Source organism: Paraburkholderia sp. MM5496-R1 (assembly GCF_050436205.1).
GTDB classification, from domain to species: Bacteria; Pseudomonadota; Gammaproteobacteria; order Burkholderiales; family Burkholderiaceae; genus Paraburkholderia; species Paraburkholderia tuberum.
In genome coordinates this window covers 1,712,068-1,732,983 of sequence record NZ_JBNDLT010000002.1, presented here as the reverse complement: position 1 = coordinate 1,732,983, position 20,916 = coordinate 1,712,068, and the positions used below count along the sequence as shown (strand labels likewise).

The following is a 20,916-nucleotide window of genomic DNA, read 5'->3' as shown; positions in this document are numbered from 1 at the left end:
AGTAGGCTATTTCAGGGATTGCGGTGAGCTGGATGGCGGAAGTGTTCCGTTTCGGAACGGTTGCGCGGGCAGCGGGTGTTCAGAAACGCCGCAGATTCGGCCGACGCTGACGCAGATCAAGGATGCGGGCCCGCGCGGGGTCGCCGCACGCGTCGGGCGGACTGGCAAAGGGAGTATTCTGTTGACACGCATCAAAGCGTCCGGCACGACCCGGGCGCATTCAGGAGGAGACAATGCGCGACGACGTTCATCCGCTCGGCGTGGCGGCGGCTAACCGCTCCAAAGGTTGGCCCGCACCGGCGATCCAGAAAGCCCACGAACGCTCCGAGACGTTCGGCCTGCGCGCATCGATCCGGCCGGATTACGACATCCTGTCCGGCACGGGACTCGCGCTGCAGCGCGAACAGAACCAGGTGCTGTGCGCGCATGCGATGCCGGTCATGGAGACGCTGCGCGAGCAGATCGTCAACACGCAAAGCATGATCGTGCTGACCAACGCCGAAGGGTTGATCCTGCATTCGATCGGCGACGACGACTTTCTGCATCGCGCGGAAAAAGTGGCGCTGCGGCCTGGCGCGAACTGGGCCGAGGATCGTCAGGGGACCAACGCGATCGGTACCTCGCTGGCCGAGGGGTGTGCGATGGTCGTTCATGGGGACCAGCACTATCTGGCTGCTAACCGCTTCCTGACCTGTTCGAGTGTGCCGATTCTCGATCCGTACGGCGATCTGATCGGCGTGCTCGACGTGACGGGCGACCACCGCAGCTATCACCAGCACACGACGGCACTCGCGAAGATGTCGGTGCAGATGATCGAAAACCATCTGTTCTCGACTGCGTTTCGTGACGTCCTGCAAGTGTCTTTTCACGGACGGCCGGAATTTCTCGGCACGCTGATGGAAGGGATCATTGCGTTTACCGATGATGGGCGCTTTCTGTCCGCGAATCGAAGTGCGCAGTTTCAGTTGGGCTTGTCGCTCGCTGCGTTGCGCGCGCATACGCTGTCGTCGCTATTTCAGATCTCGTATGCGCAATTGATCGATCGTTTGGTGCATGGCGTCGCGCCGCATCTGATGCTGAATTTGCACAACGGTGCGGTGGTTTGCGCGCGCGGGCAGTTCAGGCGGGCGTCGTTTGGGCTGGGGCGTGGAGCCGTCGATGTGCAGGGTGCAGTCGCACCGCGACCGGTGTGTGCGAATGCGCGTCAGCCGGCTGCGGGACTGTCGCGGCTCGGCGATCTCGATACCGGCGATGCTCGTGTGTCCGCACTGATCGCGAAGGTTCGCAAGGTGCTCGGCAAGGATATTCCGATTCTGATCACCGGCGAGACCGGTACCGGCAAGGAGTTGCTCGCGCAGGCGATTCATAACGATTCGCCGCGAGGTGATGGGCCGTTTGTTGCGGTCAACTGTGCTTCGATTCCGGAGTCGCTGATCGAATCTGAGCTATTCGGGTATGAAGAGGGCGCGTTTACCGGCGCGCGGCGTAAAGGGGCGATCGGCAAGCTGATGCAGGCGAATGGAGGCACGCTGTTTCTCGATGAGATCGGGGATATGCCGTATTCGTTGCAGGTGCGGTTGCTGCGTGTTTTGCAGGAGCGGGTTGTGACGCCGCTTGGGGCGACGCGGGCGGTTCCTGTCGATGTCTCCATTATTTGCGCGACCCACCGCAACTTGCGCGAGATGATCGCGCAGAACCAGTTTCGCGAGGATCTTTACTATCGGATCAACGGGCTTGCGGTTCGGTTGCCGGCGTTGCGTGAGCGGAGCGATCTCGCGGTCGTCGTTCAAAAGATGTTGCGGTGGGAATCAGTCGAAAGCGGGGGGCGGCAGGCGCTCAGCGTTGCGGCTGATGTGATGGCGGTGTTCGGGCGACATGCGTGGCCGGGTAACTGTCGGCAACTGGCTAATCTGCTGCGGACCGCGGCGGCGATGGTGGAGGAGGATTGGGTGATTCGCTGGGAGCATTTGCCGGATGATTTTCTGGATGATGTGGGGGGCGCGGGTTGCGGCGACGGCGAGGTTGGACAGGGGGACTCTGCTGCGTCGGCCGCTTCGAGCTCTTCAGCCATTTCGGCCGGTTCGGCTGCGGATGCCCCCGCTGCTGGCGATGCGTCGCGGCCCGACGGTGCTCGGCTGCAGGATGTTGCCACCTCTGTGGTTGCGATGACGCTGGCGCGCCACGGCGGAAACGTGTCTGCCGCGGCGCGTGCGCTCGGGGTCTCGCGGAACACGATCTATCGCAGGATGCCGGCTGTGCAGCCGGGGCGGGTGGCGGAAAAGGATTGACGCGGGAGTTTTCGCAGGACCAATCGATAATGGCCGCGGTGAACGGCCAGTTTTCCCTATGAGTCGAGTCACATGGGTGACGAAGGCTGCGGCGCCCGATGGCCGCCCGCCCGCCGCGCGCGCCGCGTGATGATCATGGACGTAGCCCCCATTACTTCACGAGCTCCCGCAGACTGTCAACGACCTCCGGGTTAGCCAGCGTGGATACGTCTCCGGGGTCTTGATGGTTTGAAAGTGCTGCGAGCACGCGCCGCATGATCTTGCCCGACCGGGTCTTGGGCATGTCCGGAACAATGACCACCCGGTGCGGCTTCGCGATGGCTCCGATCCGATCGACCACCGAGTTTGTGACCCGCTTTGCAAGCTCCTCCGAAGCTTCCACCCCGGGCTTTAACGAAACATACAGTTCGGGCACTCTGCCCTTGATCTCGTCGGCGACCGGCACGACAGCCGCTTCGACGACTTCGGGGACAAGCAGGGCGGCTGACTCGATTTCTTTGGTACCGAGGCGATGGCCGGCGACGTTGATCACGTCGTCGATGCGACCGAGAATCCGGAAGTAGCCGTCCGCAGCGTCGACAGCACCGTCTCCCGCCATGTAGGGCCAGTCGCGCCAGTCCTTGCTCTTGGGATCCCGGCAGTAGCGGGCATAGTACGTTTTCACGTAGCGCTCCGGGGCTCTCCAGATGGTCTGAAACGCGCCGGGCCACGGATTGAGAATACAGATGTTGCCCGCCTTGCCGGAACCGCTTGCAAGTTCATTACCGGCGTCGTCGTAAATCACCGGATGAATGCCAGGTATTCCCGGACCGGCACTGCCGGGCTTCATCTTGTGCAACGCCGGCACCGTGCTGCAAAGGAACCCGCCCGTTTCAGTTTGCCACCACGTGTCGACAATGACGGCCTCCCCCTTCCCGACAGACCGGTGATACCACTTCCAGACTTCGGGCTCGATGGGTTCGCCCACGGTCGTCATGTGCTTGAAGTGATAGCTGTACTTCGCGGGTTCGTCCGGTCCGCTGCGCCGCAGTGCGCGGATCGCAGTCGGCGACGTGTGGAAGATATTGACGCCGAGGTTTTCGGCAATTCGCCAAGGGCGCCCGGCATCGGGGTAGACGGGCACGCCTTCGTACACGACCGACGAGGCCGCGAGCGCGAGCGGGCCGTAGACAATGTAGGAGTGACCGGTAATCCAGCCGATGTCGGCCATGCACCAATACACATCCTCGGGGTGGATGTCCTGGATGTATTTCGATGTCCAGGCGACGTAGGCGAGGTAGCCTCCAATGGAATGCTGGCACCCCTTAGGGCGGCCCGTGGTACCGCTCGAATACATGAGGAATAGCGGTGCCTCAGCGGGCATCTGCACGGGCTCGACACGTTTGCCGCGAAACGCCTTGAGGGCGTCGTTGACGATGACATCGCGTTCTTCCACGAGCTGCGTCGGACTCGAATACTTGCCCGGATACCGCTGCCAGATCAGAACCTTCTCGGCCTGGTGACCCTTCCCGGCAGCTTCGGCGAACGCGGTGTCGGCTTTTTCCTTGTGATCGATCAGCTTGCCGCCACGCCAGTAAGCGTCCATCGTAATCAGCAGACGGCTCTCGGAATCCAGGATGCGGTCGGCGCAGGCCGCGCCGCTGAAGCCGCTAAATACCTGCGAGTGAATCACTCCGAGCCGGGCGCAGGCGAGCATCGTGATGGGCAGCTCCGCCACCATAGGCATATGGAGAGTAACCCGGTCACCGGCTTTTAGACCGCAGAAGTCGCGTAGCATGGCCGCGAACTCGCTTACGCGGACATAAAGTTCCTGGTAGGTGACATGCTGGACCGTCTCGTCCTCGGGCTCTGGCACGAAATGGATCGCGGCCTTGTTCCGGTAGGCGGCGAGGTGACGATCCACGCAGTTGTAGCAGGCATTGATCCGGCCACCGACGAACCAGCGCCAGAACGGAGGATTGCTCGCGTCGAACATCGTGTCCCAGTACCTGTACCAGTCGAGAAGGTCCGCGAACTCCTTGAAGCACTCGGGGAATTTGTCGAGAGAGAAACGTGCGAACACTCCCGCGTCTGTCAGATTGGCTTGGGCGATGAACGAGGCGGGCGGCGGGAAATATTCCTCTTCAGGCCAGTGCACGGCGATTTGCGCCTCGGAAACCTCGGCCGCTTGTTGCTCTGCGGAAGCGCGGCGCGATGACTTGTCTCGTGACATGACAGTTCCTCCTTGCTTCTAGGTGCCCAGGGACACGAGGTGTCCCACGCTACCCGCGGCAGCGCGTCTTTTGACCTGTCTCATGGGTCTGGACACCAGGCGCGACAGTCCGTGCGCTGCATAACGAATTTAAGGCCAGGGCGGATGCAATGCCAAGCAACGTATTCCCTGTCAAAGAGCTGCATCCCGAGGGCCAATGGTGTTAGCGCGACGACGAGCGTTGACTTGCCGGTCGCTCAACCCTGAACTAAATTTTCATTGGGGTTCATCAAACGGGAGAGGCGCCATGGATCTGCTCGTTGAACGTGTCGACGCATGGGCGGCCACAATCGAGGACAGGCCCGGCGGTCTCGCCGAAGTGTTAAGTGTCCTGCGAGATGCCGGAGCAAACCTGCAATTCATCATCTCCCGTCGAACTGCGGAAGCACCCGGGAAGGCAGTCGTGTTTCTCGCGCCGCTTCAGAACGACCGAGAAATTCGTGCCGCCTCGCAGGTGGGGTTCAACGTCCTCCCGAGTCTTCACTCGGTGCGGGTGATGGGCCCCGACCGGCCGGGCATCATTGCAGAGTTGACCCAAAAGTTGGCTACCGGGGGAATCAACCTTCGCGGCGTTTCGGCTGCCGCTATCGGCACACAGTTCGTTGCCTACCTGGCAATGGACGCGCTGGGCGACACGATTCGTGCAATGGAGATTTTGCAGCAGGCGTAGGACGTTGCGCCGCCACGACAGCAACGGGTGCCGCAATGCCGTGTGCTCGGCACGGCCCACTCCTCAGACAAGACGAAGGCGACGCCGGCCGTGGGACGCCATCAGAGCAGCGCCCTGACACGTTTACGACGTCGTAGAGCCGGCCAGCGATCACACCCGCCGATAGCGCGAATTGTCAGGGGTATTCGTTCGAACATCAGAGTTCCTCCATCGAACGGCGATTCATCGCCTCGTAACGAGTCCAGTCGGTCCACATTTCTCGACCCACTTAGCTGATACCGGAAAGACTCGATACTCAGACTTGGTCTCCGTCTCCATGGAGCACCGCAGGCCTGACTGGCCGGCGCGCTTGCTGCACGCCGGCCGACCCGCGCCGAGTGGCTAGGCCGCTTGCGGATGGGCTTGTGCCCAGTCGTGTGTCGGAAGCACGGTGTGTCCGAAGCTTTCGTTGATTACCATCGCCGCCGACGCATAGAACGCCAGTAGAGCGGTAATCAAGCCTACATAGCCGCCGGCCCGCGTGGCAAGGCCCATACCTGTCCATGCGCCGATCGCCAACAGCAGAAAAGTGACCCACAGCGAGAGAAACACCAGTTGCACAGACGTACTCGTGTGCAGCGAGCCGATCCACATGTAGAACGTGAAGACCCCCCACACAAACAGATACCAGCCGATGAAGGCCTCAGGCACGTTGGTGCCCAGGAACGCGGCAAACAGCGCAAAGGACCACCAGAAGGCGCCGTAACTGAGGAACGCCACTGTGCCTAGCGTATTGCCGCGTGGAAATTCGAGCACGCCCGCGATCATCTGCGCCGTGCCGCCGAAAGCGAACGCTAGCGCCAGCACGAGCCCCAAGGCATCCTTGTCGAACCAGCCGGCGTTCACCATGCTGAGCATCCATGTGGTGAATGCGAATCCAGCGAGCCCGAGCGGCGCCGGGTTGGCTAACTTACTGTTCATAAACCGCCTCCTTGGTGGTTAGCATCTGAGACATATCCGGAGACGATACGAATCCCTCGGTCGCCGCCGAACGCGACCGCGCCATGCTCGCTATCGATGGCCATCAGCGCAATATGCGTTCGGCCCAATTTGTGGCGCAGCCACGTGCAAGCCTGCGCGGTTGAACTTAAGTGTAGGATGCGTTGCGCCGCTCGCCGAATCGGATGGTACTGATCTGGCTGGAGGATGACCGCCAGATAGACGCAGCGTGTCGCTACCCGTATGGCGGGTGCTCAGCGGTACCGGCAACGTTCTCGCGCGAAGGCTGCCGATACAGGGATACGAAAGCATGATCCCGCGTGCACATCTCCCCGCGCGGGGGGAGATGTGTCTAGCGCGCCGCGATCCCTTGTGCCCCCGACGGTACGCCGGTGACTGAGCCAAGTGGCTCGAGTGTTCCGTCTGGCATCACGCGAAAGCCACTCACAGCGCCGTTACCTTCACGAACGTAGAGGAATTTGCTGTGACCACTGAGCGCCATGTCAAGGGGAGCGCTGAGTGTGCCTGCAGTCGGATTGAGCAAGCGTACTGTACCGTCCGCCGCGATCCGCAGACTGCTGATCGAGTCGCTCCCGGCATTGGCCGTGTAGGCAAAACGTCCATCGCCCGTGGTGACAAGCCAGCAAGGGGCGCTCTGGCCCAAGGGAATTGCCGCACTGATGGAAGTCAGATGTTTGCTGTCCTCGACCTCATATGAGGAAACAGAACCAGACCCGGCCTCGGAGACGATCGCATAACCCCGGGTCGTGATGGAAAACCCGAACGGCGTGACGCCGTTTGACGCATGGGGGGTTGGAGTCTTCGAGGCGTAGCCGGTGAAGCCGACATAATACGTGTCAATGAGTTGTGTGCCCTTTTCGGTCACGAGCAGTTCGTTGCCTTCCGGCGCAAACGTCACTTGCGCGGGCTGGGCGGAGTTTCCGCCGGCAAGTGGTCGTTGTGAGCCTGGTAATGGAACGAGACGCTTGCCAAACGCGTCGACGATAAAGCCATTGATGTTCGGTGTGCCTCCGGCATTAAGCACATACGCGATGGGCCCCTTGACTGTCACGCTGACGGGCATTTGACCACCCGATGGTTTTCTGTCGAGCAGCGTCAGTTTGCTGCCGTCGACCGCGAACAGCGAAACATCATTGCTGCCCGGATTCACGGCGAAGAGAAAGCCCGCTGCCAACGTTAGGGAACCCTGCGAGCCTAGTGGATCGGCTCCCGTGCCGGCTCCTTTACCGCCAGTTGAGTACGTGGCCTCGTAGTTCAGTATTCCGTTGGCAGCGCGCGAATAGACAAGAACCGAGTTCCCGGACGGCTGGTTTGACAGAACGTAAACCGCTCCTGGCGGATCGACCTCCGAATCGGCTTGCGCAATGCTGATTGAAGCGAATCCTAACGCCGTCGCGAACGCGATGGTTCGCAATAGAAACGTTAAACGGCACGTGATAAATGACATGGCGTACTCCTTGCGTGGACGACGAGCGAACGGTGACGTCGGATGGACGAGTGGGCAGAGCAGGTAGCTGTACGTTACGTCCTTGATAAATTGGGCTACAGGCAGACCTGCAGGAGCGTTAGCCAGTTCGCGAGCTGTTTCATTACTTCACCCCTTGTCGCGTTGACTACACGGTGGTTAAGGAGGTCGAACAGGGAACATCGGGCAGCGGTGGATTGGTCGGGAGCGCGTCGCCCCCGGCAATGATGCTAACGCTGCGATCCACTGACCGGTCTATGTGGGAAAAGACGGGTCGCGACTATTCGGCGTCGTACATCTCCGTTCGGCTTGACTGCGGCTCTCGCGGACCTGAGTCAAGGGGCGGTTTTCGTTGGACGTACAGCCATTCGCCGCCCCTCGTTTGTATATAGTCCATCTGGGCCGCTTGACCATGAACATTTTTTGACGGGTGCTCCCGATGCCGTTGAATCCCGGCAAAGGTATGACTGATCCGCCAGTAAGTGCTGCCAATGGACTACCTTCGGCCTTGACTTGAAAAGCCCTTCGGGGCGAACAGATTGACGATGGCCTCCTGTAGGGCAGCAAGGGGACATTCGTCAACGTGGATTGAGTGACTCGAAGGGGTCGCGTGCCGCCAATCGCTGCCGGGCTGCAGCCGGGGAACGAGCGACACTCGCCCGCGCCGGGGCAGTACACTACCGGTCTCGGCAAAAGCCCGGTAATCCCATCCACGTCAGACAGTCCATGGACTACTTCGCCGCAGTACGGGCCTTCGTTTGCGCAGCGGAACTGCAGAGCTTCAGCAAGACGGCCAATGCACTGTCAGTCAAGACCTCGACTGTCTCCCGCTACGTCAGCGAACTCGAAAGAGATCTGGGCATCGCCCTATTCAACCGGTCGACGCGCGGCCTCGTCCTGACAGAAGGCGGCCGGCTGTTTCGTGAACACGCCTTGTTAGCGTTGCAAGCACTCGATGACGCGCGCGAAGTGACGTCGTCGCTAAATCGCACGCCACAAGGCGTGCTGCGCGTGACAATGCCACCGGCATTCGGCCGCCTGCACATCGTGCCGCATCTGCCGGCCTTCATGGCGCGCTATCCTGATATCGACCTCGACATCGTCTCTACGGACGAAACGCTCAACATGATCGATGCGGGCATTGATGTGGCGATCCGTACCGGCGTGCTGCCCGATTCGTCATTGATGGCGAGGCGCCTGGCACCGCATCGTCGTATCGTCTGTGGCAGCCCGGCGTATTTCGCGCGTAGCGGCACACCGCGTGTGCCTGGCGATCTGGCCGCGCGCGATGCGCTTCGCGTGTCCCTGGTCCCGGACGACAAATGGTATTTCACGCTGGTCACCGCGGACGCGCGGGCGTCGCAAGAACAGGAACAGGTGCTGGTGGAGTTGCAGGGGCGCTTGCGCGCTGACGACTCCGAAGCCGTGCTCGCGCTCGCCGTGGCCGGTTGTGGCGTGGCGCTCCTGCCGACATGGCTCGCCTCTACGGCCCTGCGCGGAGGACACTTGCAGCACGTGCTGCCGGAATGGGAAGCACGCACCGGACGAGCCGAACCCGCGGTCTGGGCGGTCTACCCACCGAAGAAGATCGTCTCGTCGAAGGTGCGCGCCTTCGTGGATTTCTATGCCGAGGCGTTTGGCGAGCCGCCGTACTGGGACGACGGACTCGCACTGGAGCGTCAGCCTTAATGGGCGAAGCGGATGTCTAGCGTGCGCAGATAAGTCTGCAAGCCTGCATCCTGGATCGGAATCACATAGGCGTTTTCGTTCGTTTCGTTGAAGTGCGCATGCCAGTGTCCCGGCGGCGTGACGAATGCCATCCCCGTTTTCCAATCGACGCGGGTCGGGTTCACGATATTGCCATCCCTGTCCAGTTCCGTTCCGACCAGCGTATAGACACCCGGCTTGCCGCCGGCGATGAAGTCGAGTGCAATCGACTGGTGCCGGTGCGGCTTCTGCACCGAGTTGGGCGGCACGATGCCGAACATCGCCCACAACACATGCGTGACCGTGCGCGTCTGCGGAAAGTTGGTGTTGCCCATTAGTACGCTGATGCGGTTGCGACGACCCGCGCTCGCTTGTTCCGCGACCGCGCGCAGTGCTGCCTGCGCCTCGGCGGCCGGATAGCGTGTCGGCGCAAAGCGCGCATGTACCCCGGTGGTACCAAGATAGGTGAGCAGTGGCGCGTCATTGACGTAATAGAGCGTGGCCGTCGCAGCAGCGGACAGCACCGTGGCATGGCCGCCCGGGAACGTGAAGAAATCGCCCATCGAAAACGGGAAGCTCGTTTCGGACTGCTGCACGCTACCCGCTCCGCTAATGACGTAGCAGACCTGCGAGGTCGCATTGGGATCGAGTGTCAACGCGTCGCCCGCATTGATGCGCAGGAAGTTGGCGCTCAAGCCGGGACCGGTCGCGGGACCCGGGCAGCCCAACTCCGCAGACAGGTCAAGCGGCACGACTCGGGTTGCGCCGTCTGCATAAAGCGAAGGCGAGAAGCTGCAGAACGGCACACGCGAGATGAGCTTCGCACCAATCGGATTGGCGGACGAAGTGTATTCGAAGTATTGCGCGTCTTCCGTGGCGACATTCGGTTTGGTGAGAAGGTCGGGGGATGTCCTGGTCAGCATGGTTTTGCTCCTTTTGAGTTTTGAGGGGGCTTCGCGCGGTTCCATTTGTGAGGATCCGCATCCGAAGGCTGACCTGACTTTAGGCGCGGGGCGTTGGCGCCGGAAGTGCCGGACATCGAAATCACCTTTGCGCAAAAGGAACACCGTGCCACGACGGTTTCGAGGCGCGGCGGGTTGTTCGTGCCGGGCCGCTAGCCAGTTCATCATCGGCCAAGGTTACTTATTAACCATCCTCGCCGGCACACTAATAGCAAGCAAACCGCCCAGCACCATGAACGCCGCCAACATATACATCCCCGAATCGTTCGCCGCGGTAACCTCCTTCAACCACCCCACAGCATAAGGACTAAGGAAACCGGCAAGGTTGCCAATCGAATTGATCATCGCAATCCCGGCAGCGGCGCCGGTGCCTGCCAGAATCGCCGTAGGCAAACTCCAAAACAGCGGCAGTGTAGTGAGGATGCCCATAGTAGCCAGGGTCAACCCAGTCATGGCAAGCAGGGTGTTATGCGCCCAAACGACGGAAAGCACGAGCCCCACAGCACCAAGAAACGCCGGCAACGCAATATGCCATCTCCGTTCCCTCGACCGATCCGCACTCCGCGCCACAAACACCATCGCCACAACAGCCGCCGCAAACGGCACCGCCGATAGCAGCCCAATCAAAAACGCATCGGTAACGCCGGTCGATTTGATAATCGTCGGCAACCAGAAGCTCACCCCATAAAGCCCCATCACAAACGAGAAGTAGGTGAGGCTCAACATCAACACCCGCCCGCTAGTGAGTACCTGCCGAATCGGCATATCGTGCTTGGTCGCTTCCTCAGCCGACACCTGACTCTCAAGCAACTGCTGCTCTTCCCGGGTCAGCCACTTAGCCTTCGAAATCCGATCATCGAGCATCACGAACACGATGATCCCGACCAGCACCGACGGCACCCCTTCGAGCAGAAACAGCCACTGCCACCCGTGCCACCCGTTCACGCCGTTGAAGTTCTTCAGGATGTACCCAGACACCGGCCCACCAATCACCCCCGACAACGCAATCGCCGTCATAAACCAGGTCGTCATCCGTCCACGCCGATGCGCCGGATACCAGTAGGTGAGATACAAAATAATCCCAGGAAAGAAACCCGCCTCTGCAAGCCCGAGCAAAAAGCGCATCACATAAAACATCGTCGGCGTGGTGACTAACATCGTCAGCATGGATATCACGCCCCACGAAATCATGATCCGCGCGATCCAGACACGCGCGCCGACCTTATGCAGGATCACGTTGCTCGGCACTTCGAAGATGAAATAGCCGATGAAGAAAATCCCCGCGCCGAAGCCATACACCGCATCGCTCAAGCCAAGATCGGTGCTCATCCCCAGCTTCGCGAAGCCGACGTTCACACGGTCCAGATAGGCAACGATGTAGCAGAGCATCAATAGCGGCGCGAGCCGCCAGGTAACCTTGCGATAAGTCGCCTCTTCGAACGTCGAAGGCGGCGCGCCAGCGCCGGGATGGTGGAGCGGATTTGCAGGACTAGCCATGACTATGTCTCCTCATTTTTATGGAATTGAAGTGCCGCCGCCGAACGATTCTATCCGCGCCAGGTTTTTTGCAGGACGAATCGATATTGGGGGAAAACACTGACTGCGCACGCGGTGCGTGCGCAGCGCTTCACCTACCGCTACACGCAGCGCCCCCCATCCACTTCGAGGCACACGCCGGTAATAAACTCCGCCTCATCCGAAGCCAGATACAGCGCCGCATTCGCAATATCCTGCGGCGTCGAAAACCGCCCGAGAGGAATCCCTGCCAGGAACTTCTGCCGGTTCTGCGGCGTATCCTCGACCCCCATGAACTCGGACAACAGCGCGGTCTCACCGATCACCGGATTCACGCAGTTCACGCGAATCCGCTCCGGCCCCAGCTCAACGGCGAGCGACTTGCTAGCGACGATCACCGCGCCCTTGCTGCCGTTGTACCAGACGAGCCCGGGCCGCGGCCGCACGCCCGCCGTCGACGCGATATTGATGAAGCTGCCGCCGCCTTGCTCGCGAAAATACGGCACGAACTCCTGCACGCTCCAGTAGATGCTCTTCACGTTCACCGCATAGACGCGGTCGAACTCGGCCTCGGTCACCTCGAGTACCGGCTTGTTGCGATGCGTGGTGCCCGCGTTGTTGACGACGATCTGCACGCTGCCGAAGTCTTCCAGCGCGGCCTCGCGCAGCGTGCGCCAGTCGTCGCGTTGCGCGACGTTGCCGGGGACCGCGATCGCCTTGCCGCCCGCTATCGCGATCTCACTCGCGACGCGTTCGGCGGCCGGCCCGTTGAGGTCGTTGACCACGACGTTCGCGCCTTCGCGCGCAAAGGTCTTTGCGATGCCTTCGCCGAAACCCGAACCGCCGCCCGTGACGATGGCCGTTTTACCTGTCAACCGCATGATGTCTCCGTTGTTTGTGATGGATAGAGCGATGCGTTGTTGCGTGTAACGTGCTGCTCGCGCCGATCGCGAGCGAGCCCTACGGCACCCGCTAGCCGTGCCGGATCGCGATCGTCTTCAGCACCGTAAAGCCATACAGCGCCTCGAAGCCTTTCTCGCGGCCATGTCCCGAATGCTTGACGCCGCCGAACGGCAATTCGACGCCGCCGCCCGCGCCATAGTTGTTGATGAACACCTGGCCCGAGCGCACGCGTCGGGCGAGGCGCATCTGGCGCGCGCCATCGCGTGTCCAGATGCCGGCGACGAGCCCGAACCGCGTGCCGTTCGCGAGCGCGAGCGCTTCGGCTTCGTCATGGAACGACATCGCGGCGAGCACCGGACCGAATACTTCGTCGCGCGCGAGGCGGTGGCTCGCGGGCACGTCGCGCAGCAAGGTCGGGGCCTGATAGAAGCCGCTTTCAGGCGCTTCGGGAATCACCTCGCCGTGCGCGGCCATCGCGATGCCATCGTGTTGCGCGTCCGACAGAAAGTCCCACACGCGTTGCTGCTGTTTCGCGCTGATCAGCGGCCCGCAGTCGAGGTCGGCATTCGACGGCCCGACGCGCAACGCCTGAAAGGCGCTGCTGAGTCTGTCGAGCAGCGGCTCGTAAATCGCCTGCTCGATCAGCACGCGACTGCCCGCCGAGCAGGTTTGCCCGGCGTTCTGCACGATCGCGGAGATCAGCACCGGCAGCGCGGCGTCGAGATCGGCGTCGGCGAACACGATTTGCGGCGACTTGCCGCCGAGTTCGAGCGTGACCGGCACGTGGTTTTCGGCGGCCATCTGCGTGACGAGCTTGCCGGTTTCGGGCGAGCCCGTGAAGGAGATGTGATCGATGCCCGGATGACGCGCGAGCGCGGCGCCCGCTTCGTGCCCATAGCCGGTCACGATGTTCAGTGCACCGGCCGGCAAGCCGGCCTCGGCGGCGAGCTCTGCGACCCGCAGCACGGAAAGGCACGCGTCCTCGGCCGGTTTGACGACGCATGCATTGCCGGTCGCGAGCGCCGCGCCGACGCTTCGCCCGAAGATCTGCATCGGGTAATTCCACGGCACGATGTGGCCGGTCACGCCGTGCGGCTCGCGGATCGTCAGCACCGTGTAGCCGGATTGGTAGGGCAGGGTTTCGCCGTGCAGCTTGTCGGCCGCGCCGGCGTAGAACTCGAAGTAGCGGGTCAGGGCGGCGGCGTCGGCGCGCGCCTGCCTGAGCGGTTTGCCGGTGTCGCGCGCTTCGAGCCGTGCAAGGTCTTCCTGGCGCGCTGCCACCAGCAGCGACAGCCGGTACAGCACGCGGCCGCGCTCGGCGGCGCTCAGCGCACCCCATGCGCCGTCGAACGCTGCGCGCGCGGCGTGCACGGCGGTGTCGATATCGGCCTCGGTGCCGCGCGCGATGCGCGTGAACGGCTGGCCGTCCGAGGGATCGAGTACGGCGATCGATTCGCCGCCGGAAGCGGCGCACCACTCGCCGCCGATGAAATGCCGTGCTTCTTCCATGCATGCTCCTTGATGACGTGCGGCCGGCGTGCGGCGGCGCGGGTTCGAAGGGGAGACACAAAACGGTAGAGACGCGAAGCGAGACTCGCCAGACGATTATCGCGCCGATCCGACCGCGGATGCCACCTGCCGATTGGCTATAATGGCGCATTCCGTACGGTCCGGTGCGCGGCCCCGTCGTTCGGGGCGAGAGGTTTTCAGTGCCCGACGTTCGCGGTTCGCACTCAGTTCGCACGGCATCCGCAGCCCGCGCGCCGTTCGCCGCCTTCCGATTTCCATCCCCTTCAGAGAGCGCTCATGAGCTTCAATCACGTTCCCGCAGGCAATGACCTTCCGCACGATTTCAACGTCATCATCGAAATCCCGGCGCAAAGCGACCCGGTGAAGTACGAAGCCGACAAGGACCTGGGCCTGCTCGTCGTCGACCGTTTCATCGGCACCGGCATGCGCTATCCGGCCAACTACGGCTTCATTCCGCAGACGCTGTCGGGCGACGGCGACCCGGTCGACGTGCTGGTGATCACGCCGTTCCCGCTGCTGGCAGGTTCGGTCGTGCGTGCCCGCGCGCTCGGCATGCTGCAGATGACTGATGAGTCCGGTGTCGACGCGAAGCTGATCGCCGTGCCGCACGACAAGATTTGCCCGATGACGGCGAACCTGAAGTCGGTCGACGACGTGCCGGCTTACCTGAAGGACCAGATCAAGCACTTCTTCGAGCAATACAAGGCGCTCGAGAAGGGCAAGTGGGTCAAGGTCGAAGGCTGGGCCGACGTCGATGCTGCCCACAAGGAAATCAGCGAAGGCGTGGCGAACTACAAGAAGTAAGCGCGCCGCGGTTCATCCGCTTGCTGCATGCAGTACGAAAACCGCGCGAGTCCGCAAGGACCGCGCGGTTTTTTCATCTGATTTGCGCGGTATTCGACTACCGTGCAAAAACGCCGCGATCTTCGTCTCGCACGCTTCGTCTCGCACGCATAACCTGAACGCATCGCTCCGATGAACGGAACGCATTTTTATATTTAGGTGTAAACCCTTATCATTCGCCGCACGACCTCGCGCGCGAACTCACGGCATCAACGCGCGTTTCCATCACTTCAAGAACCACGGTCCGGATGATGAACCGCAGCAAGTCCCACTCGACATCGCCGCGCTGGTCGACCCGGCTGCATTCGGTCGTCACCGCGATCTATCGCAAGCGGCCGGTCTGGATGGTGTCGTTCGCGGCGAGCGAGGCGAATCTGTCGGAGGGCTTGAGGGCGGCGTGCGCATCGACGGCGATGCTCGCGCTCGGCAACGTGCTGCACGATCCGGTGTTCGCGTGGGCGGCGATCGGCGCGTTCTGGACCTGCCTCGCCGATGCCGCCGGCTCGAACCGCGCACGCTTCATGTCGATGATGAGCTTCGCGCTGCTGTCGACGCTGTGCGGCGGCATGACCGCGTTCGCGTCCGCCTCGGGTGCCGCGTGGGCCGCGCTCGCGGTGCTCGCGTTCACGACGCTCGGCGCGTTCGGCCGCATCTGGGGCGCGGCCACGTCGCAGGTGACGATCCTCGCGGCGACCGCCTGCGTCGTGATGGTCGATCGGCCGATGCACGACGCGCGCGCGGGTGTCGCGTTTCTCGGCGTCTATCTGGTCGGCTGTCTGTTCGCGATCGTGCTGAGCTTGACGGTGTGGCGCATTCATCCATTCGGCGCGAGCCGCGCGTCGTTGCGCGCGGTGTATCTGCGCCTCGCCGATGTCGCGTTCGATAGCGCGCGGCTTGTCGGCGGCCGTGCCGCGCCGCGCGAATGGGCCACGCATGCCGCGCGCTTTCGCGCCGATGCGCGCGCGTCGCTCGAACGTTCGCGCGATGCGCTCGCGAACGTGCCCGCATCGAAGGCGGGCGGGGCGGCCGTCTACGACACGTTGCTCGGCCTGCTGACCGATGGCGAAGCGCTGTTCGCGTATCTGATCGCGGTGTCGGGCGCGGGCGCGAAAGTGCCCGACGATTCGCGCCGCACGCGACGCGCGGTGCGCTCGCTCAATGCGATCGGCGAAGTGCTCAGCGACATCGGCAGCGCGACCGGCGACGCGCGCTGGGAACGTCTCGCGGACCTGCAGGCGCGTCTGCGGCGTCTCGCGCATCGGCTCGAAAGCGCGTTGCTCGAACCGGTGAAGCTGCAATCCGGTTTCGAGCTCGTCGATTTCGCGCCGCGTGAGGTGCACGACGAGCCGTGGAGCGCGTGCGTCGCGCGTTATACGGCGCGCGCGTGGTCGACGCTGAAGGCCAATCTGTCGTGGCAGTCGGTCGGCTTGCGCCATGCGGCGCGTGTCGGCGTGACGACGACGGCGGGCTTCGTCGTGATTCGCGCGCTCGGTCTGCCGTTCGGCTATTGGGCCACGATGGCCACGCTGCTGATCCTGCAGCCGTCGATCGCCGCGACCTGGCCGCGCAGCATCGAACGCGCGACGGGCAGTATCGTCGGCGGCGTGCTCGCGGCGGCGATCGGCTATGCGATTCATTCGCCGCTCGGCATCTCGCTCGCGGTGTTCCCGCTGGTGATGGCGACGATGGCGCTGCGCCCCGTCAGTTACAGCCTGTTCGTGCTGTTCCTGACGCCGACCTTCGTGCTGGTCGCCGACTTCGCGACGCCGGGCGCCAACGAGTTGGCGTTCGCGCTGACGCGGCTCGGCAACAACGTGCTCGGCTGCGTGCTCGCGCTGCTCGCGACGTTCCTTCTATGGCCGACGCGCGAGAAGCTCGATGTGCGCGTCTATCTCGGCGACGCGGTGCGCGCGAATCTCGCGTATCTGCGCGCGTCGCTCGACGCGCCTCGGCATGGCGGCAAGGAGATCGAGCAATTGCGCCGCGCCGCGGGCCTCACCAGCAACAACGCGGAGGAAGCGATCGGCCGCGTGCGGCTTGAGAAGCTCGAGGACTCGATGGCCGATACGGTCACGCTGACGGTGCTGAGCCTGCTGCGACGGATGGCCGGCACCGCGACGCAGTTGCGCCTCACCGCGAACCGTCGCGACCTGCATAGCGAACTCGACGAATGGGTCGAGGCGATCAGCGCGGCGATCGAGGCCGCGCTGAATCGCACGTTACGGCCGGTGCGGCTCGAGTTACCCGCTCGCGAGCAGTTGACGTCGCTGGAAGCAGATGTGGTGGGCGAGCTGGCGCGGGTGCATCGGCTGCTGACGGAGAGGATGCGGGAGGCGAGGGGGTAGCACGACTCAGCCGTCGGAACGCTCGCCGTCTTCCGCGACGTCATTCACCGCTGCAACCGGCAACACCGACTGCAGCGTGAACACCCCGGCCGCCAGCGCCCGTTTATCGGCCGCCGTGAGCCGCTTGACCCAATACTCGGCGCTCGACGCGCTCGACCGGTCCGCCAGCTCGAACGACGCCAGCACCCGCACCGGCTTGCGCGAGCGCGTATAACGCGCGCCCGTGCCGCTCAGATGTTTGTCGAAGCGAGCAGCGACATCGGTCGCGATGCCGGTATAGACGCTGCCGTCCGAGCATTCGAGCAGATAGAGAAACCACGCCATAACCGCGCTTCTAGCCTTTGAACGGATTGTGTTCGCGCAGCTCGTCCACGTACGCGTGGATGCTGTTTTTTTCGTTATCGAGAAAATGGCCGACCGCATCGGCGAAGGCCGGATGCGCGAGCCAATGCGTCGAGCGCGTGACCGTGGGCAGAAAGCCGCGCGCCATCTTGTGCTCGCCCTGCGCGCCGCCTTCGAATGCGCCGAGCTTTTCTTCGATGCAGAATTCGAGCGGCTGATAGTACGCGGTTTCGAAGTGCAGGCACGGCACGTGTTCGAGCGCGCCCCAGTAGCGGCCATACAAGGTGCCGCCGGTTTTCTCGTCGCGCTGATAGACGACGAGCGAGCTCGCGATCGGCTTGCCTTCATATTCGGCGATCACGAGCAGCAGATTCTCCGGCATCGAGGCGCCGATCATCCGGAAGAAATCGAGGTTCAGATACGGACTCGAAAAATGCTCGCGATAGGTTTGCCGATAGCACTTGCTGAAGAAGCGCCAGTCGGCATCCTCGATGTCTGCGCCGCGGATCCTTCGCATCGTGATGCCGGCCTCGTGCACCTTGCGCCGTTCGGCGCGGATGTTCTTGCGCTTCTTCTGTTCGAGCGTCGACAGAAAGTCTTCGAAGTCGCGATAGCCATCGTTGAGCCAGTGAAACTGCACGCCTTCGCGTTGCATCATGCCGATATCTGTGAGCGCGTCCGCTTCGCTCTGCGTCGGAAACAGCACATGCAGCGACGACACCTCGGCCTGCTCGGCGAACGCCATCAACGTGGCCGCGAGATGGCGCAACGCATGCTCGTTCGCCGACAGCAGCCGGTTGCCCTGTACCGGCGTGAAGGGCACCGCGCACAGCAGCTTCGGGTAATAGGGCAGGCCGTTGCGCTTGTACGCGTCGGCCCAGGCCCAGTCGAACACGTACTCGCCGTACGAGTGTCCCTTCAGATAGACGGGCGCCGCCGCCGCGAGCATGCCCGTGCGCGCGTCGGTCAGCGTGACGAATTGCGGCGCCCAACCGGTGTCGGGAACCGCGCATTGCGTCGCGTTGAGCGCGCTCAGAAACTCGTGCCGCAAAAACGGCGTGGGCTGCGCCTGCGCGGCGAGGAGGGCGTTCCACTCGGCGGCGTCCACCTCGGAGGGCGAGGCCAGAATGCCCGTGCGATAATCGATACGTTGCTGGTTCAATCTGAGTGACTGTATGCGATGACCGGCGCGGCGCCGTGAAACTGAAGCTGCCACGTCGTTCGTTGAGTTCGTTTATCCGGTTTGTTCAATCCCGTCGAGCCATCGAGCCGCGGTACCGCGAGCCGTGAAGGCTTGCCTGTCGATCCTGCCATGAAGACCCGAATCGCTCTTGCTCAAATCAATGTCATCGTCGGCGACTTCGCCGGCAACGTCGCGAAGATCGTCGCCGCCGCGCGCGCCGCGCACAGCGATGGTGCGAAGCTGCTGGTCGCGCCTGAACTCGCGCTGTCGGGTTATCCGCCCGAAGACCTGCTGCTGCGCCCCGCGTTCTACACCGCCAGCGCGGCCGCGTTGGCCGATCTCGCCGCACAGTTGAAGCCGTTCACCGGTCTGCATGTGATCGTCGGCCATCCGCTGCGCGACGGGTCGGACAACCTCGCGCACCGCCCGGCGAACGGCCATGGTAATGCAAACGCGCCGATCGAGCGCGGCGTGCCGCCGGTCGATACGTTCAATGCGGCGTCGCTGATCGTCGACGGCGAAGTGAAGGGCACCTATCGCAAGCAGGATCTGCCGAACACCGAAGTGTTCGACGAGAAACGCTATTTCGCCTCCGACCCGCAGCCGTTCGTGTTCGAACTCGACGGCGTCAAGTACGGTGTCGTGATCTGCGAGGACGCGTGGCATGCGTCGGCCGCGCAGATGGCAAAGGCCGCGGGCGCGCAGGTGCTGCTGATTCCGAACGGCTCGCCGTACCACCTGAACAAGGAAGCGGTGCGCTTCGACATCCTGCGCGCGCGCATTCGCGAAACCGGTATTCCGATGGTCTACGTGAACATGGTCGGCGGCCAGGACGAACTCGTGTTCGATGGCGGTTCGTTCGTGCTCGACGCGCGGGGCGAACTCGTCGCGAAGCTCGCGCAGTTCGAGGAAGCCACGGCTGTCGTGGAGTTCGACGCTGGCACGCCGCTGCCGGCCGCGATCGCGCCGGAGCAGTCGATCGAAGCGCAGGTCTACGCGGCGCTCGTGATGGGCGTGCGCGACTACATCGGCAAGAACGGTTTTCCTGGTGCTTTGATCGGTCTGTCGGGCGGCGTCGATTCGGCGCTCGTGCTGGCCGTTGCGTGCGATGCGCTCGGCGCCGACAAGGTACGCGCGGTGATGATGCCGTCGCGCTACACGGCCGATATCTCGACCAGCGACGCCGCCGAGATGGCGCGCCGCGTCGGCGTGCGCTACGACGAGATCGCGATCGCGCCGATGTTCGACGCGTTCCGCGGCTCGCTCGCCGAGGAGTTCGCGGGCCGCGCCGAAGATGCGACCGAAGAGAACATTCAGGCGCGCATTCGCGGCACGCTGCTGATGGCGCTGTCGAACAAGTTCGGCTCGATCGTGCTGACCACCGGCAACAAGAGCGAGATGGCGGTCGGCTATTGCACGCTGTACGGCGACATGGCCGGCGGCTTCGCGGTGATCAAGGACATCGCGAAGACGCTCGTGTACCGGCTGTGCCGCTATCGCAACGCGGCCACCACGTTTGCGACACGCGACGTGATTCCCGAGCGGATTCTGACGCGCGCGCCGTCCGCTGAGCTGCGCGAGAACCAGACCGACCAGGACAGCCTGCCCGAATACGAAGTACTCGACGCGATCATGCGCATGTATATGGAGGAGGACCGTTCGCTCGCGGAGATCATCGCGGCGGGTTATCAGGTCGACGACGTGAAGCGCGTCACGCGCCTGATCAAGATCAACGAGTACAAGCGCCGTCAGGCGCCGATCGGCATTCGCGTCACGCATCGCGCGTTCGGCCGCGACTGGCGTTATCCGATCACGTCGCGCTACACCGAACCGGTGGAGTGAAAGACGACACCCGCGCGCGGATGCCGCAATGCATCCGGCGCGGCGTAGAATAAAAATCATCCTTTTCCTTT

General features: G+C 62.9%; 15 protein-coding genes. 6 read left to right on the top strand and 9 right to left on the bottom strand.

Annotated features, from left to right (window positions below):
- Window positions 1-233: 233 nt before the first annotated feature.
- Entirely contained in the window at window positions 234-2,288 is a 2,055-nt protein-coding gene (locus tag OKW38_RS14955) for a sigma-54-dependent Fis family transcriptional regulator (protein ID WP_090803521.1), read from the top strand.
- Between the two features lie 151 nt (window positions 2,289-2,439).
- Here the strand turns inward: OKW38_RS14955 and acs are convergent, their stop codons facing one another.
- Complete coding sequence (gene acs, locus OKW38_RS14950) at window positions 2,440-4,500, bottom strand: acetate--CoA ligase (protein ID WP_090803523.1); 2,061 nt, start codon at window positions 4,498-4,500, stop codon at window positions 2,440-2,442.
- 286 nt (window positions 4,501-4,786) lie between these two features.
- On the opposite strand from acs, the gene OKW38_RS14945 reads away from it, so the two are divergent.
- Window positions 4,787-5,209, top strand: coding sequence for an ACT domain-containing protein (locus OKW38_RS14945; RefSeq protein WP_429362091.1), 423 nt, complete (start codon window positions 4,787-4,789; stop codon window positions 5,207-5,209).
- A 381-nt stretch (window positions 5,210-5,590) separates the two neighbouring features.
- Here OKW38_RS14945 and OKW38_RS14940 read toward each other — a convergent pair whose 3' ends face one another.
- Together OKW38_RS14940 and OKW38_RS14935 are read right to left on the bottom strand one after the other, a co-directional pair.
- A complete protein-coding gene (locus OKW38_RS14940; RefSeq protein ID WP_090803527.1) occupies window positions 5,591-6,169 on the bottom strand; it encodes an acetate uptake transporter in 579 nt (192 codons plus the stop codon).
- Window positions 6,170-6,539: 370 nt separating this feature from the next.
- Window positions 6,540-7,655 (bottom strand): lactonase family protein, encoded by a 1,116-nt coding sequence (locus OKW38_RS14935; protein WP_090803529.1) that lies wholly within the window; start codon window positions 7,653-7,655, stop codon window positions 6,540-6,542.
- A 744-nt stretch (window positions 7,656-8,399) separates the two neighbouring features.
- Here OKW38_RS14935 and OKW38_RS14930 point away from each other — a divergent pair.
- On the top strand, window positions 8,400-9,362 hold the full coding sequence (locus OKW38_RS14930; RefSeq protein ID WP_429362089.1) for a LysR substrate-binding domain-containing protein: 963 nt from the start codon (window positions 8,400-8,402) through the stop codon (window positions 9,360-9,362).
- Here OKW38_RS14930 and OKW38_RS14925 read toward each other — a convergent pair.
- The 4 genes from OKW38_RS14925 to OKW38_RS14910 form a co-directional block, all read right to left on the bottom strand.
- A complete protein-coding gene (locus OKW38_RS14925) occupies window positions 9,359-10,303 on the bottom strand; it encodes a cupin (RefSeq protein ID WP_429363771.1) in 945 nt (314 codons plus the stop codon). The two genes, OKW38_RS14930 and OKW38_RS14925, sit on opposite strands and share 4 nt — an antisense overlap.
- A gap of 216 nt (window positions 10,304-10,519) precedes the next feature.
- Window positions 10,520-11,839, bottom strand: coding sequence for an MFS transporter (locus OKW38_RS14920; protein ID WP_090803535.1), 1,320 nt, complete (start codon window positions 11,837-11,839; stop codon window positions 10,520-10,522).
- 140 nt (window positions 11,840-11,979) lie between these two features.
- Window positions 11,980-12,738, bottom strand: a complete 759-nt coding sequence (locus OKW38_RS14915; RefSeq protein ID WP_090803537.1) for an SDR family oxidoreductase — start codon at window positions 12,736-12,738, stop codon at window positions 11,980-11,982.
- 91 nt (window positions 12,739-12,829) lie between these two features.
- Window positions 12,830-14,269, bottom strand: a complete 1,440-nt coding sequence (locus tag OKW38_RS14910; RefSeq protein ID WP_090803539.1) for an aldehyde dehydrogenase family protein — start codon at window positions 14,267-14,269, stop codon at window positions 12,830-12,832.
- 297 nt (window positions 14,270-14,566) lie between these two features.
- Here OKW38_RS14910 and ppa point away from each other — a divergent pair, with 297 nt between their 5' ends.
- The gene (gene ppa / locus OKW38_RS14905) at window positions 14,567-15,094 is read left to right on the top strand and encodes an inorganic diphosphatase (protein ID WP_090803541.1); all 528 of its coding nucleotides are present in this window, start codon (window positions 14,567-14,569) and stop codon (window positions 15,092-15,094) included.
- A gap of 287 nt (window positions 15,095-15,381) precedes the next feature.
- The gene (locus OKW38_RS14900; protein ID WP_429362087.1) at window positions 15,382-17,478 is read left to right on the top strand and encodes an FUSC family protein; all 2,097 of its coding nucleotides are present in this window, start codon (window positions 15,382-15,384) and stop codon (window positions 17,476-17,478) included.
- Between the two features lie 6 nt (window positions 17,479-17,484).
- Here the strand turns inward: OKW38_RS14900 and OKW38_RS14895 are convergent, their stop codons facing one another.
- Both OKW38_RS14895 and OKW38_RS14890 read right to left on the bottom strand, forming a co-directional pair.
- Window positions 17,485-17,802, bottom strand: a complete 318-nt coding sequence (locus OKW38_RS14895) for a GIY-YIG nuclease family protein (RefSeq protein WP_090803545.1) — start codon at window positions 17,800-17,802, stop codon at window positions 17,485-17,487.
- 10 nt (window positions 17,803-17,812) lie between these two features.
- Window positions 17,813-18,982 carry a GNAT family N-acetyltransferase gene (locus OKW38_RS14890; protein ID WP_429362085.1) on the bottom strand — a complete coding sequence of 390 codons (1,170 nt, stop codon included), beginning with the start codon at window positions 18,980-18,982 and terminating at the stop codon, window positions 17,813-17,815.
- A 150-nt stretch (window positions 18,983-19,132) separates the two neighbouring features.
- Here OKW38_RS14890 and OKW38_RS14885 point away from each other — a divergent pair, with 150 nt between their 5' ends.
- A complete protein-coding gene (locus OKW38_RS14885; RefSeq protein ID WP_429362083.1) occupies window positions 19,133-20,845 on the top strand; it encodes an NAD+ synthase in 1,713 nt (570 codons plus the stop codon).
- Window positions 20,846-20,916 lie beyond the last annotated feature (71 nt).

Bases quoted from the DNA above. Each gene is read 5' to 3' on its own strand.
- OKW38_RS14955 (WP_090803521.1), top strand. From the start codon at position 234: ATGCGCGACGACGTTCATCCGCTCGGCGTGGCGGCGGCTAACCGCTCC.
- acs (WP_090803523.1), bottom strand. From the start codon at position 4,500: ATGTCACGAGACAAGTCATCGCGCCGCGCTTCCGCAGAGCAACAAGCG.
- OKW38_RS14945 (WP_429362091.1), top strand. From the start codon at position 4,787: ATGGATCTGCTCGTTGAACGTGTCGACGCATGGGCGGCCACAATCGAG.
- OKW38_RS14940 (WP_090803527.1), bottom strand. From the start codon at position 6,169: ATGAACAGTAAGTTAGCCAACCCGGCGCCGCTCGGGCTCGCTGGATTC.
- OKW38_RS14935 (WP_090803529.1), bottom strand. From the start codon at position 7,655: ATGTCATTTATCACGTGCCGTTTAACGTTTCTATTGCGAACCATCGCG.
- OKW38_RS14930 (WP_429362089.1), top strand. From the start codon at position 8,400: ATGGACTACTTCGCCGCAGTACGGGCCTTCGTTTGCGCAGCGGAACTG.
- OKW38_RS14925 (WP_429363771.1), bottom strand. From the start codon at position 10,303: ATGCTGACCAGGACATCCCCCGACCTTCTCACCAAACCGAATGTCGCC.
- OKW38_RS14920 (WP_090803535.1), bottom strand. From the start codon at position 11,839: ATGGCTAGTCCTGCAAATCCGCTCCACCATCCCGGCGCTGGCGCGCCG.
- OKW38_RS14915 (WP_090803537.1), bottom strand. From the start codon at position 12,738: ATGCGGTTGACAGGTAAAACGGCCATCGTCACGGGCGGCGGTTCGGGT.
- OKW38_RS14910 (WP_090803539.1), bottom strand. From the start codon at position 14,269: ATGGAAGAAGCACGGCATTTCATCGGCGGCGAGTGGTGCGCCGCTTCC.
- ppa (WP_090803541.1), top strand. From the start codon at position 14,567: ATGAGCTTCAATCACGTTCCCGCAGGCAATGACCTTCCGCACGATTTC.
- OKW38_RS14900 (WP_429362087.1), top strand. From the start codon at position 15,382: ATGATGAACCGCAGCAAGTCCCACTCGACATCGCCGCGCTGGTCGACC.
- OKW38_RS14895 (WP_090803545.1), bottom strand. From the start codon at position 17,802: ATGGCGTGGTTTCTCTATCTGCTCGAATGCTCGGACGGCAGCGTCTAT.
- OKW38_RS14885 (WP_429362083.1), top strand. From the start codon at position 19,133: ATGAAGACCCGAATCGCTCTTGCTCAAATCAATGTCATCGTCGGCGAC.